Consider the following 11766-nt stretch of genomic DNA (forward strand, 5'->3'; position numbering starts at 1 on the left):
GCATGACGGCTCGCGTGGCCGGATGTCCGCCTCCCGGAACGCGGATGTGTCCCGCCGCCTCCCGGAACGCGGATGTGTCCCGCCGCCTCCTGGAACGCGGATGTGTCCCGCCGCTTCCCGGAACGCGGGTGTGTCCCGCCGCGTGACGGCGCGTCCGTTCCCGACCGTGCCCTGTCCGCGGGAGGCGTGCGCGTGCCGCCGTCCCGTGGGCCGCCGGTGTCCGACGCCGGCGCCCTGACGTGGAGAAACGACCGTGACCTACCTCTTCCTCGCCATCGCCGTCCTCGTGGGCGGCGGGGTGCTCCTGATCGCCTCGATGTTCCGCCGCGACAACGCGCGGCTCGGTCTGCCGGCGCTGGCCGTGCTGATCACCGCGAACGTGCTGGCGATGGTCTACGCGGCCTTCGACCAGTGACCCCCACTCCGATCGACGAGCCTGAGAGGACTCCTGTGGAGATCGAACGCTGCTCCCTGCCCGGAATCGGCCTGCAACACGTGTTCACGACCGAACGCGGCCGACGTGTCGGGATCGTCTCCCACCACAGCGGCCGGCGTGACGTGGTCGTCTTCGACCAGGACGACCCCGACAGCGCGGCCACGACGATCGTGCTGACCTCCGAGGAGGCCGGCGCGGTCGCCGAACTCCTCGGCACCGCCCGCGTCGTCGAACGCCTGGCCGAACTGCACCGCCACGTCGAGGGCCTGGTCAGCCGGCAGGTCCCGATCGTCGCCGGCTCGCCGTACGACGGGCGGCCGCTCGGCGACACCCGCGCCCGCACCCGTACGGGCGCGTCCATCGTGGCCGTCGTCCGCGGCGGCGGCGTGGTCGCCAGCCCGCGCCCGGACTTCGTCTTCCAGGCGGGCGACATCGTCCTCGTGGTCGGCACCGCCGACGGCACCGCGGCGGTCGCCGCGCTGCTCGGCACGCGGTAGCCGCCCATGCATTCGACGACCCAACTGATCGAACTCGGCGCCATCATCCTGGGCCTCGGACTGCTCGGCGCGGTCGCGGTCCGGTTCTCCGTCTCGCCGATCCCGCTGTACCTCCTGGCCGGGCTGGCGTTCGGATCCGGTGGCGTGCTCCCGCTCACGACCAGCGAGGACTTCGTCTCGGTCGGCGCCGAGGTGGGCGTGATCCTGCTGTTGTTCACCCTCGGCCTGGAGTACACGGCCGACGAACTGGTGACCACGATGCGGACCTCGGCTCCGGTCGGCCTGTCCGACCTGGCGCTGAACGCCGTACCGGGCGTCGCCACCGCTCTCCTGCTCGGCTGGGGTCCGGTCGCGGCGGTGGCGCTGGGCGGCATCACGTACGTCACCTCCTCCGGGATCACCGCGAAGGTGATGGGCGACCTTGGCCGGCTCGGGAACCGCGAGACTCCCAGCGTGCTGTCGGTGCTGGTCTTCGAGGACCTGACCATGGCCGCGTACCTGCCGATCCTCACGGCGCTGCTGGCCGGGGCCGGGCTGCTCGGCGGCCTGTTCGCCCTCCTGGCCGCCGCGGTCACCATCGGCCTGATCCTGTTCGTCGCGCTGCGCCACGGCGACGTCGTGCAGCGCTTCGTGGCCAGCCCCAGCCGTGAGGTGCTCCTGCTGAAGGTTCTCGGTCTCACCGTCCTGGTGGCCGGGCTCGCCCAGCAGCTGCAGGTGTCGGCCGCCGTGGGGGCGTTCCTCGTCGGCATCGCGCTGTCCGGTCCGCTCGCGCACGACGCCCGGCAGTTGCTCAGTCCGCTCCGGGACCTGTTCGCGGCGGTGTTCTTCGTGTTCTTCGGCCTGCACACCGACCCGGCGGACCTGCCGCCGGTGGCCGGCATCGCGGCTCTGCTGGCGGTCGTCGGCGTGGTGACCAAGCTCGCCACCGGGTGGGTGGCGGCCCGCCGGGCGGGAGTGGGTCCGGCGGGCCGGCTGCGGGCCGGGACGGCGCTCGTCCCCCGTGGGGAGTTCAGCATCGTCGTCGCGGGCCTGGCGGTCGGTGCCGGCACGAACCCGCGCCTCGGGCCGCTCGCCGCGGCGTACGTCCTGATCCTCGCCGTCGCCGGGCCGCTGCTGGCCCGGAGCGCCGACTCCCTCGCCCGTGCCGTCGCCGCGTCCGGCGGCGGACGCCGGGCATGACCCCCGATCCGGCGGCACCCCGCCGCCGGTCACGGGGACGCCTCGAACCCGATCCGGCGGCACGCCGTGGCCGGTTCGCTCGCCGTAGGGCGGATCGATTACCTCTCCCGCGCTGGGACAGACTGGCGTAAGGAATCGAACGTCGACGGCCCGCGAGGGCCGAAGGAGCATCCGATGGCGCATGAGCGTGCGGGGCGGCCCGCGCAGCCGGAAGACCTGGTGGACGTCGCGCGGCTGGTGACGGCCTACTACGCGTACCAGCCCGACCCCGCGCGGGTCGAGCAGCGCGTGGCCTTCGGCACGTCGGGGCATCGCGGATCGGCGCTGAACACCGCCTTCAACGAGGCGCACATCCTGGCGACCAGCCAGGCCATCTGCGAGTACCGCGCGGACCAGGGGGTCGACGGTCCGCTGTTCCTGGGGATCGACACGCACGCCCTGTCGGAGCCCGCGCGGGTGTCGGCGCTGGAGGTCTTCGCCGCCAACGGCGTACGGGTGCTGATCGACAGCCGGGACGGCTACACGCCGACGCCGGCCGTCTCGCACGCCATCCTCACCTACAACCGCGGTCGCGAGTCCGGTCTCGCGGACGGTGTGGTCGTCACGCCCTCGCACAACCCGCCCGCCGACGGCGGTTTCAAGTACAACCCGCCGTCCGGCGGTCCGGCCGACACCGACGCGACCTCGTGGATCCAGGACCGGGCGAACGCGCTGATCGCCGAGGACCTGAAAGAGGTCAAGCGCATCCCGTACGCCCGCGCGCTCGCGGCGGACACGACCGGCCGCTACGACTTCCTCGGCGCGTACGTGGACGACCTGCCCTCCGTCCTCGACCTGGACGCCGTCCGCGAGGCGGGCGTACGGATCGGCGCGGATCCGCTCGGCGGCGCGAGTGTGGCGTACTGGGGCGAGATCGCCGACCGCCACCGGCTCGACCTCACCGTCGTCAACCCGCACACCGACCCGACCTGGCGGTTCATGACGCTGGACTGGGACGGCAAGATCCGGATGGACTGCTCGTCGCCGTACGCGATGGCGTCGCTCATCGCGCGCAAGGACGAGTTCGCGGTCTCCACGGGCAACGACGCGGACGCCGACCGGCACGGCATCGTCACGCCGGACGGCGGCCTGATGAACCCCAACCACTTCCTCGCGGCCGCCATCTCCTACCTGTACGCCCACCGGCCCGAGTGGCCCGGTGACGCGGAAGTGGGCAAGACCCTCGTCAGCAGCAGCATGATCGACAGGGTCGCGGCCGGACTCGGCCGCCGTCTCGTGGAGGTCCCGGTCGGGTTCAAGTGGTTCGTGCCCGGTCTGCTGGACGGCTCGCTCGGGTTCGGCGGCGAGGAGAGCGCGGGCGCCTCGTTCCTGCGCCGCGACGGCTCGGTGTGGACCACCGACAAGGACGGCATCCTCCTCGCCCTGCTGGCCTCGGAGATCACCGCGGTCACCGGCCGCTCCCCCAGCGAGAACCACGCCGAGCTGGTCGCGCGGTACGGCAACCCCGCGTACGCGCGCGTCGACGCGCCCGCGTCCCGTGCGGAGAAGGCGATCCTCAAGAGGCTGTCCGCCGAGCAGATCACCGCGGACACGCTCGCCGGTGAGCCGATCACCACGGTGCTCACCGAGGCTCCGGGCAACGGCGCGCCGTTGGGCGGCGTGAAGGTCTGCACCGAGAACGCCTGGTTCGCCGCCCGGCCGTCCGGCACCGAAGACGTGTACAAGATCTACGCCGAGTCCTTCCAGGGCCCGGACCACCTCGCCCGCGTCCAGGAGGAGGCCCGCGACCTGGTCAACGCCACGCTCGCCGCCGCCGGCTCCTGACCCGCCTCCGTCGCCCCGCGCGTACGCCCGCGCCGCGGCGCCCCGGCCGGGGCGCCGCGGCGCAGAATGAACGTATGAGCGAGTCATCGACCGCGCACGGGGACAACCCGACACTGCCCGCGCTGCGGCGGCATTTCGAGGACCTGCGGGACGGCACCCACGGCGGCGTGGAGACGCGGGCGGACAAGGAGGAGCGGTTCGCCGACACGGTCGTGCTGCTCGCCCAGTACGCCCGCCGGGTGCTGACCGAGATCGACGAGGGCCTGTTGGAGGGGACGGGGCTGATCGACGAGAGCGGACTGCGGCGGACCGAGGACGGCGGGCTGACCGCCTCATGGACCCTGTCCTGGCCGGAGCAGCGCGCGGCGGGCGTCCGCCCGATCACGCTGAACGCCCACTTCGAGCGAGGTTTCCACCATCCGCACCTGCGCGGCGCGACGGTGGGCGAATGGCCGCTCAACGTCTTCACCGACGAGCAGGCCGCCGCGGAGGTGGGCACGCTGCGCGCCATCGCGGCGGCGGACCTGCACAACCTCGTCTTCCAGCGCGACTACCGGCTGGTGCCCGCGATCACCCGTCCGGACGGCGGCTGACCGCCGCGCCGCCGGGAGGTCAGCCGGCGGCCGGACCCCGCCGCCGCACCAGGGGCAGGTACACCTCGTCGACGATCTCGATGAGGACGTCGTCGGGTGCGGTCGGGACCCCGCGCACGACGAACTCGTTGCGCAGCAGGACGATGGCCACGGTGGCGACCCGTGGATGAAGGGCCTCGGGGGCCGCCTCACCGCGTGCGACCGCGCGTCCGAGGATGGTCAGCCAGGGGGCGGCGACGGCGTCACCGGACTGGTCCTGCAACTGCGCCAGGACCTCCGACGCTCCGCCCGCCGCGGCGAGCAGCTCCCGCAGGATCGCGCCGAGGGGGGAGCTCCAGTGGCGGTTCGCCCGGCGGAGGTACTCCAGGGCGTCGCCGCGCAGGCCACCGGTGTCGGGGGTGGCGGCCGTCGTGGTCAGTCGCCGGTAGGCGGCGATGCCGAGCGCGAGACGGTTCGGCCAGCGGCGGTAGATGGCGTTCTTGTTCGTGCCGGCCCGCGCGGCGACCTTGTCCATGGTCAACCCGGCGTATCCGGACTCGGTGAGCTCGTCCACCGCGGCGCCCAGGATCGCCTCTTCCAGTGCGGCGCCGCGCCGCCGCGTCCGCCCGGCGCCCGGCCGCGTCATCGGACTCTCCGTCATGGCCCCTTCTCGTCGGCCTTCGCCTCGTCGTAGCGGGCCCGGGCCGCCGTGACCTCGGGCATGCTGGCCTCCAGCCACTCGATGACGCCCAGGAGTCGTTCGGCGGCCTGGCGGCCGAGCGGGGTGAGGCTGTACTCCACGCGCGGGGGGATGGTCGGCTCGGCCTTCCTGAGCACGAAGCCGTCGCGTTCGAGCGCCTGGAGGGTCTGCGCGAGCATCTTCTCGCTCACGCCGTCGACCCGGCGGCGCAGCGCGTTGAACCGGTACGTGCCCTCGCTCAACGCGCCGAGCGCGAGGATCCCCCAGCGCCCGGTGATGTGCCCGAGCGCCTCGCGGGAGGTGCACCGGCCGGCGAACACGTCGAAGACGACGTCGCCGTAGGCGTCGCGGACCGCTTCGCCGTCGCAGGCCGGGGTCGGCGATCCGTTGGTCGCGCGGCTGTCCATGGCGTCAGCATACTTCTCCACCGCACTACCCATTGATCATGTACTCACTCTTAGATTGCACTGTAGAAAAGTTAGTACTACGGTCAGCGTGTGCTCACCTCGGGGCGCTGCCGCCGAGGCCGTTCGAAGCTGGAGACTCTTATGATCATCGTTACCGGCGCCACCGGCCAGCTCGGCCGTCTGGTGATCGACGGGCTGCTGGAGAAGGTGCCCGCGGACCAGGTGGTGGCCGCCGTGCGCAGCCCGGAGAAGGCCGCCGACCTCGCCGCGCGCGGCGTGCAGGTCCGCGAGGCCGACTACGACCGTCCCGAGACGCTGCGCCCGGCGTTCGAGGGCGGGACCCGGCTCCTGCTCATCTCCGGCAGCGAGGTCGGGCGGCGCGTTCCGCAGCACGCCGCGGCGATCCAGGCGGCCCAGGGCGCCGGCATCCCGCACGTCGTCTACACCAGCGCACCGCACGCGGACACGTCGGTCCTCGGGCTGGCCGCCGAGCACAAGGCGACCGAGGAGATCATCCGTGAGACGGGACTGACGTACACGCTCCTGCGCAACAACTGGTACAGCGAGATGTACGTTCCGGCGATCGTCCACGCCGCCGAGACCGGCGCCGTCATCGGCGGCGCCGGCGACGGCCGGATCGGCAGCGCCACCCGCGCGGACTACGCGGCGGCGGCGGTCGCCGTGCTGACGGGGACGGGTCACGACAACCGGATCTACGAACTCGCCGGGGACGTCGCGTGGACCCTCGGCGACCTCGCCGGGGAGATCTCCCGGGCGTCCGGCAAGGAGATCGTGTACCGGAACGTGTCCGGGGAGGAGCACCGCGCGGCCCTGGTCGCGGGGGGCGTGCCCGACGCGTTCGCCGACGTGCTCGTCGACGTCGACCGCGGCATCGCGGCCGGGGCGCTGGCCGACACGCCGGGCGACCTGAAGGCGCTCATCGGCCGGCCGACCACCCCGATCGCCGACACCGTCGCGGCGGCGCTCGCCGGCTGAGGTCCCGGCGCTCCGCCGCTCGAACCGTCTCGTCACCCGCGGCGTTCCGGACCCCGGCCCCCGGGTGGCCCGCCGCCGCGCGCGGCGGCGGGCCACCCGGACCCGGAGTGGCGGGGCTCCGGGCGCGCGGGCCGGCTCCTGCCGACCGGCCACCGGCCCGCGCGGGTCTGGGACGCGTCCCGCCTCAGTTGGTGGCCACCAGGTGGTCCCGGAGGCCGACGCCGTACGACGTGGGCGTGCCGTCGTACGAGCTGATCAGCGACGGGCCGCTGCTGCAGTCCCAGGTGTTCCACGTCCACCCCAGGTAGCCGACGGCGTGCGAGTCGGCCCAGTTCATCACGGTGTCGACGAAGCCGTGCGAGCAGTCGTTCTCGCCGATCTCGCTGAGCGTCAGCGGCACCTGCGCCGCGACCGGCCCGAGCTGGCTGTCGTAGCAGGACGTGCTCGAGCAGGTGTTGAAGTTGTAGATGTGCGCGAACGCCGCCAGGTTGTTCTTCGGGTCGGTCGGCCGGTACTGCAGCCACTGCGTGAGGTCGTTGGAGTACGCCAGCCCGCCGACGAGGATCACGTTGCCGGCGCCGGTCGCCCGTACGGCGTTCACGAGACTCTGGAAGCCGGCCACCTGGTAGGGGATGCCGGAGCAGGTCCCGCCGTCCCGCCAGCAGGTCCAGCCGGAGGTCTCACTGCCGGTCGCGCGCTCCGGGTACGGCTCGTTGAACAGGTCGAAGACCACCGCGTCGTCGCCCTTGAAGGCGTTCGCGACACCCGTCCAGAACGACGGCGCGTACTGGGCGTCCGGCATCGGCTTCTGGCAGGTGGCGTGGACGTCCGAGCAGCCGGACGAGGGACCGGTGTAGGTGCCGTAGTTCCAGTGCATCTCGAGGATCGGGGTCATGCCGTGCGCCTCGAGCCGCGACACGAAGGACTTCACCTCGGCCTGGTACGCCGTGCCGCCGTACCGCGAGTCGATGTTGCTCAGGCCGAGCCAGCACTCCTCGTTCAGCGGGACCCGGACCGCCGTGATCTTCCACGCGGCCATGGCGTTGATCGACGCGTCGTCGACCGGGCCGTCCCAGATGCCCCGGCCCTGGACGCACATGAACTCGCCGCCGGAGCGGTTCGCCCCGCGAAGGCGTACGGTCGTGCCGCTCGCGGTGACGAGCTTGTTCCCCGAGACGTGCAGCGCGGGCGCGGGTCCGGTCGTCCCGCCACCGCCACCGCCTCCACCGCCGCCTCCGCCGCCGGAGCCCGAGCCGGTGCACACGGTGCCGTTGATCGAGAAGGACGTCGGATCGGTGTTCGTGCCGGTGTAGGTGAAGTTGGCGCCGATCTGGGCGCTGGCGCCGCTCGCCAGCGTACCGTTCCAGCTCGCGCTGGTGACCGTGATGTTCTTACCGCTCTGGGACCACGTGCCGCTCCAGCCCTGGGTCAGCTTCTGGTCGCCGGTGTAGGCGTAGGTCAGTGTCCATCCGTTCAGCGGATCGCCGAGGTTCTTCAGCGTGATGGTGGCGCTGAAGCCCGACCCCCAGTCGTTCTTCGCGTAGCCGACGTCGCAGGCCACGGCGGCGTGCGCGGTGCCGGCGCCGGTGACGAGGCCGACCCCGCAGACGCTGAGCAGGAAGGCCACGAGAAACGGGATCACGCGTCGAGGTCGCATTGACGGCTCCATGGCGGGTTGCGGGAGAGATGTGGGAGCGCTCCCAAGCTGACCGAAGGTAACCCTGGGGACCGAAGCCGGGAAAGACCCTTTCATCGCCGTTCACACCGGAGACCTCGCAGAACCGGCCCCTGGGCCGCTCGCCTCCCGCGGGTACGCTGACAGGACACGCGGCGACACTCCGGGCCCGGCGCCCGCCGTCGCCCCGACTCGAGGAGCGCGACGGCGCGGACCCCGGCAGGGGCGCGCGACGGGAGTCGCGCGTCACACATCCGCCGGGACCACCCGGTCCGGGATCCGCGCGACCGGGCGCTGGCCGTTTCCGGCCATCGTTAATGTGATTAACAAATAATGTTAATGTGGTTAACGATCATCGCAGGAGATCCCTGCCGGATGCGATCCGACGATCTTCAGGAGGCGCCGTGACCAGGTTGAGGTCACATCCGATCATCCTGGCGGCATGCGCCGTGCTCGCCCTGGCCGCGCCCGCGTCGGCGGCCGCCCGCCCCTCCTCCCCCGCAGGCGGCGCGACGAACCGGGCCGGCGCGCTCGCCGTCGCGCCCTCTCCACCGCCCGGCACCGCCTCGGTCACGACCTCGGCCACCCCTTCCTCCGCCGCCGACCTGAGCTCCGGCTGGAAGATCCAGTCCTCGGCCGTCGCGGGCGGGTCGGGCGCGACGATCTCCCGCCCCGACTACGCGACCACGGGCTGGCTGGCGATCAGCCGCCCGGAGACGCTGATGGCGGGGCTGCTGGAGAACGGGCGCTACCCGAACATCTTCTTCTCCGACAACCTGGCCAAGGTCCCCACCGACCAGTTCAACGCGAACTGGTGGTACCGCACGCAGCTCACCGTCCACCCGCGGCGTGACGGCCGCACCGTCCTGATCATGAACGGGGTGCTCGGCACCGCGGACCTGTGGGTGAACGGCACCAAGGTCGCCGACCGGTCGCAGCTCCAGGGCGCGTACTCCCGGTTCGAGTACGACATCACGCCGTACGTCCGGGACGGCCAGAACGCCATCGCGCTCGACGTCGCCAAGAACGACCCGAAGACGTACCTGACCGACAGCCTGCTCGACTGGAACCCGCCGGCGCCGGACCGCAACACCGGTCTGCGCTTCGCGCCCCAGCTCGCCCAGGCCGGCCCGGTCGCGCTGCGCAACGTGCACGTCGTCCAGCACAACGCCGCGAACCTCGGCAGCTCGGACCTCACCGTCAGAGCCGACCTGCGCAACGACACGGACGCCGAGCAGAAGGCGCGGCTGGACGCCACGATCACCCGGAGCGGAACGCGGATCGCCGTGTCGGCGAACACGAGCGTCCCCGCCAAGTCGACCCGGACGGTGACGCTGACGCCGGCGGACCACCGGGCGCTGCACCTGGCGCACCCCGCCGTCTGGTGGCCGTACCAGCTCGGCGCGCAGCCGCTCTACCACCTGACCGTGAGCGCGAACGCCGGCGGCCGGGTCTCCGACCGCACCGACGAGGACTTCGGCATCCGTACCGTCACCTCGTACCTGACGCCGGTCAAGCCGGGCACCCACACCACGCACGGCGGGCGGCAGTTCGTGATCAACGGCGTCCCGCTGGTGATCCGCGGCGGCGGGTGGTCGCCGGACATGTTCATGCGCTACTCGCCGCAGAACATCCGCGACCAGCTCGCCTACGTCAAGAACCTGGGACTGAACACCCTGCGGTTCGAGGGGAACCTGCCGCCCGACGACATGTTCGCCCAGCTGGACCGGGCCGGCATCCTGGCCATGCCCGGCTGGCAGTGCTGTGACCGGTGGGAGGATCCGTCCTCCAAGTGGCCGGACGCCCTCAAGGCGAACGCCGGCGTCCAGGCGACCCACGTGGCGCAGTGGCTGCGCGACCACCCGAGCGTCTTCACCTTCTACCAGGGCAGTGACGAGGCGCCCGACGCGGTCAAGGAGGCCATCTACCTGAAGGCGTTCGCGGCGGCCGACTGGCCGACGCCGCAGGTCGCCGCCGCGGAGTACAAGTCGTCGCCGCAGCTCGGACCGTCCGGTTCCAAGGAGGGCCCGTACAACTACGTCCCGCCGGGCTACTGGTGGGCGAACGGGCCGGAGACGGTCGATCCCCGCGACCCGACCTTCACCAACCAGGGGAGCGCCTGGGCGTACGGCACGGAGACGAGCGCCGGCAACACGGTGCCGACCCAGGACTCCCTCAACCGGTTCCTGACGCCGGAGGAGCAGAAGAAGATCTGGGACCTGAGCACGACGAACGGGCCGGGGACCGGGCCGGACCTGTTCCACGTGTACCCGAAGTTCAACAGCTACACGAAGACCGCCCGGATGGGGCAGTACAACACCCCGCTGTGGAACCGCTACGGCCACTGGTCCGACATGGCGTCCTACCAGCGGATCGCGCAGATGGGCGGGTACGAGGTCACCCGCGCGCAGTTCGAGGCGTACCTCGGCCATTCCAAGGATCCGGCCAATCCCAGCACCGGCGTCATCTACTGGATGCTGAACAAGGCCTGGCCGTCATTGCACTGGAATCTCTACAATTACGACCTCGACCAGCCCGGCGTGTACTTCGGCGCGCAGAAGGCCGGCGAGCCCGTCCACGTGATGTACGACTACGCCGACGGCTCGATCAGGGTCGCCAACCTGACGAACGCCCGGCAGTCCGGCCTGACCGCCACCGCGCGGTTCATCGACCTGAACGGCACGGTCAAGGCGACGGCCCGGCAGGCGGTGCCCGCGCTGGCGAGCCAGGACGTACGGACCGTGCTGACGCCGAAGGTGCCGGCGGGCATCTCCCGCACGTACTTCCTGGAGCTGACGCTGACGCGTCCGGGCGCGACGGTGAGCCGTAACGTCTACTGGCTCTCCACGAAGACGGACGAGGTCGACTGGCCCAAGTCGCTCGGCCAGGGCAGCGGCGCGGTCTTCAAGTCCGACGGTTACGCCGACCTCACGGGTCTGCAGAGCCTGCCCGCCGCGAACGTCAAGGTGTCCGCGTCGACGCGCCGGAACGGCGGGGAGGCGACCACCACGGTGACCATCCGCAACGTGGGTTCCAAGCCGGTGCCCGCGGTGTTCACCCGCGCCGACGTGCGCCGGGGCACCTCGGACGGCCGCGCGCTGGGCGGCGACGACCAGGTCCTGCCGATCGAGTGGAGCGACAACGCCGTCACGCTCTGGCCGGGGCAGAGTCAGACGCTGACCGGACGCTACCGCGTCGCGGACCTACGGGGCGCGGCGCCGGTGGTCGGGATCACCGGCTGGAACCTCGCCGGTCTCACCGTCCCCGCACGCGGCTGACCCTCTTCGCTCCTTATTTCACACGACCGGAATCATGACCGGATCCGGACAATGGACACCGCCCGGCGGCGCGTGTTCGGCGGAAAGACGGCCTCGAAGGTCGTCCGCCCGGCCGAATCGCGCCCCGGGCGCTCCTTCGCGTCCCCTTCGGGAAATGGCCCGATGGCCGCCGATCCGCGCGATCGGCGGCACCGCGTAACTG

The 11766-nt window shown here is 71.9% G+C and carries 10 protein-coding genes; 7 read left to right on the plus strand and 3 right to left on the minus strand.

What is annotated here, in order from left to right:
* Nucleotides 1–253: 253 nt before the first annotated feature.
* The 5 genes from ABD978_RS35395 to ABD978_RS35415 all read left to right on the plus strand — a co-directional run bounded on the left by ABD978_RS35395 (nucleotide 254) and on the right by ABD978_RS35415 (nucleotide 4529).
* A complete protein-coding gene (locus ABD978_RS35395; protein WP_345364446.1) occupies nucleotides 254–415 on the plus strand; it encodes a hypothetical protein in 162 nt (53 codons plus the stop codon).
* A 35-nt stretch (nucleotides 416–450) separates the two neighbouring features.
* On the plus strand, nucleotides 451–933 hold the full coding sequence (locus ABD978_RS35400; protein WP_345364448.1) for a cation:proton antiporter regulatory subunit: 483 nt from the start codon (nucleotides 451–453) through the stop codon (nucleotides 931–933).
* Nucleotides 934–939: 6 nt separating this feature from the next.
* On the plus strand, nucleotides 940–2112 hold the full coding sequence (locus ABD978_RS35405; protein ID WP_345364450.1) for a cation:proton antiporter: 1173 nt from the start codon (nucleotides 940–942) through the stop codon (nucleotides 2110–2112).
* 174 nt (nucleotides 2113–2286) lie between these two features.
* Nucleotides 2287–3936, plus strand: a complete 1650-nt coding sequence (gene pgm / locus ABD978_RS35410; RefSeq protein WP_345364452.1) for a phosphoglucomutase (alpha-D-glucose-1,6-bisphosphate-dependent) — start codon at nucleotides 2287–2289, stop codon at nucleotides 3934–3936.
* A 74-nt stretch (nucleotides 3937–4010) separates the two neighbouring features.
* Nucleotides 4011–4529 (plus strand): hypothetical protein, encoded by a 519-nt coding sequence (locus tag ABD978_RS35415; RefSeq protein ID WP_345364454.1) that lies wholly within the window; start codon nucleotides 4011–4013, stop codon nucleotides 4527–4529.
* Nucleotides 4530–4548: 19 nt separating this feature from the next.
* Here the strand turns inward: ABD978_RS35415 and ABD978_RS35420 are convergent, their stop codons facing one another.
* Nucleotides 4549–5169, minus strand: coding sequence for a TetR/AcrR family transcriptional regulator (locus ABD978_RS35420; RefSeq protein ID WP_345364456.1), 621 nt, complete (start codon nucleotides 5167–5169; stop codon nucleotides 4549–4551).
* Nucleotides 5166–5615 carry a winged helix-turn-helix transcriptional regulator gene (locus ABD978_RS35425; protein ID WP_345364458.1) on the minus strand — a complete coding sequence of 150 codons (450 nt, stop codon included), beginning with the start codon at nucleotides 5613–5615 and terminating at the stop codon, nucleotides 5166–5168. Before ABD978_RS35425 ends, ABD978_RS35420 begins: the two co-directional genes overlap by 4 nt.
* Before the next feature lie 141 nt (nucleotides 5616–5756).
* Between ABD978_RS35425 and ABD978_RS35430 the strand changes: the two genes are divergently transcribed.
* Nucleotides 5757–6611, plus strand: a complete 855-nt coding sequence (locus ABD978_RS35430; RefSeq protein WP_345364460.1) for an SDR family oxidoreductase — start codon at nucleotides 5757–5759, stop codon at nucleotides 6609–6611.
* A 184-nt stretch (nucleotides 6612–6795) separates the two neighbouring features.
* Here the strand turns inward: ABD978_RS35430 and ABD978_RS35435 are convergent, their stop codons facing one another.
* A complete protein-coding gene (locus tag ABD978_RS35435) occupies nucleotides 6796–8268 on the minus strand; it encodes a cellulose binding domain-containing protein (RefSeq protein ID WP_345364462.1) in 1473 nt (490 codons plus the stop codon).
* 422 nt (nucleotides 8269–8690) lie between these two features.
* On the opposite strand from ABD978_RS35435, the gene ABD978_RS35440 reads away from it, so the two are divergent.
* A complete protein-coding gene (locus tag ABD978_RS35440) occupies nucleotides 8691–11564 on the plus strand; it encodes a glycoside hydrolase family 2 protein (protein WP_345364464.1) in 2874 nt (957 codons plus the stop codon).
* Nucleotides 11565–11766: the final 202 nt, after the last annotated feature.

This window comes from Actinoallomurus liliacearum (assembly GCF_039542035.1).
Lineage (GTDB): Bacteria > Actinomycetota > Actinomycetes > Streptosporangiales > Streptosporangiaceae > Actinoallomurus > Actinoallomurus liliacearum.

What these genes read in the sequence shown, in the direction of transcription:
- pgm (WP_345364452.1), top strand. Translation starts at nt 2,287, where the DNA reads ATGGCGCATGAGCGTGCGGGGCGGCCCGCGCAGCCGGAAGACCTGGTG.
- ABD978_RS35425 (WP_345364458.1), bottom strand. Translation starts at nt 5,615, where the DNA reads ATGGACAGCCGCGCGACCAACGGATCGCCGACCCCGGCCTGCGACGGC.
- ABD978_RS35435 (WP_345364462.1), bottom strand. Translation starts at nt 8,268, where the DNA reads ATGCGACCTCGACGCGTGATCCCGTTTCTCGTGGCCTTCCTGCTCAGC.
- ABD978_RS35405 (WP_345364450.1), top strand. Translation starts at nt 940, where the DNA reads ATGCATTCGACGACCCAACTGATCGAACTCGGCGCCATCATCCTGGGC.
- ABD978_RS35420 (WP_345364456.1), bottom strand. Translation starts at nt 5,169, where the DNA reads ATGACGGAGAGTCCGATGACGCGGCCGGGCGCCGGGCGGACGCGGCGG.
- ABD978_RS35430 (WP_345364460.1), top strand. Translation starts at nt 5,757, where the DNA reads ATGATCATCGTTACCGGCGCCACCGGCCAGCTCGGCCGTCTGGTGATC.
- ABD978_RS35415 (WP_345364454.1), top strand. Translation starts at nt 4,011, where the DNA reads ATGAGCGAGTCATCGACCGCGCACGGGGACAACCCGACACTGCCCGCG.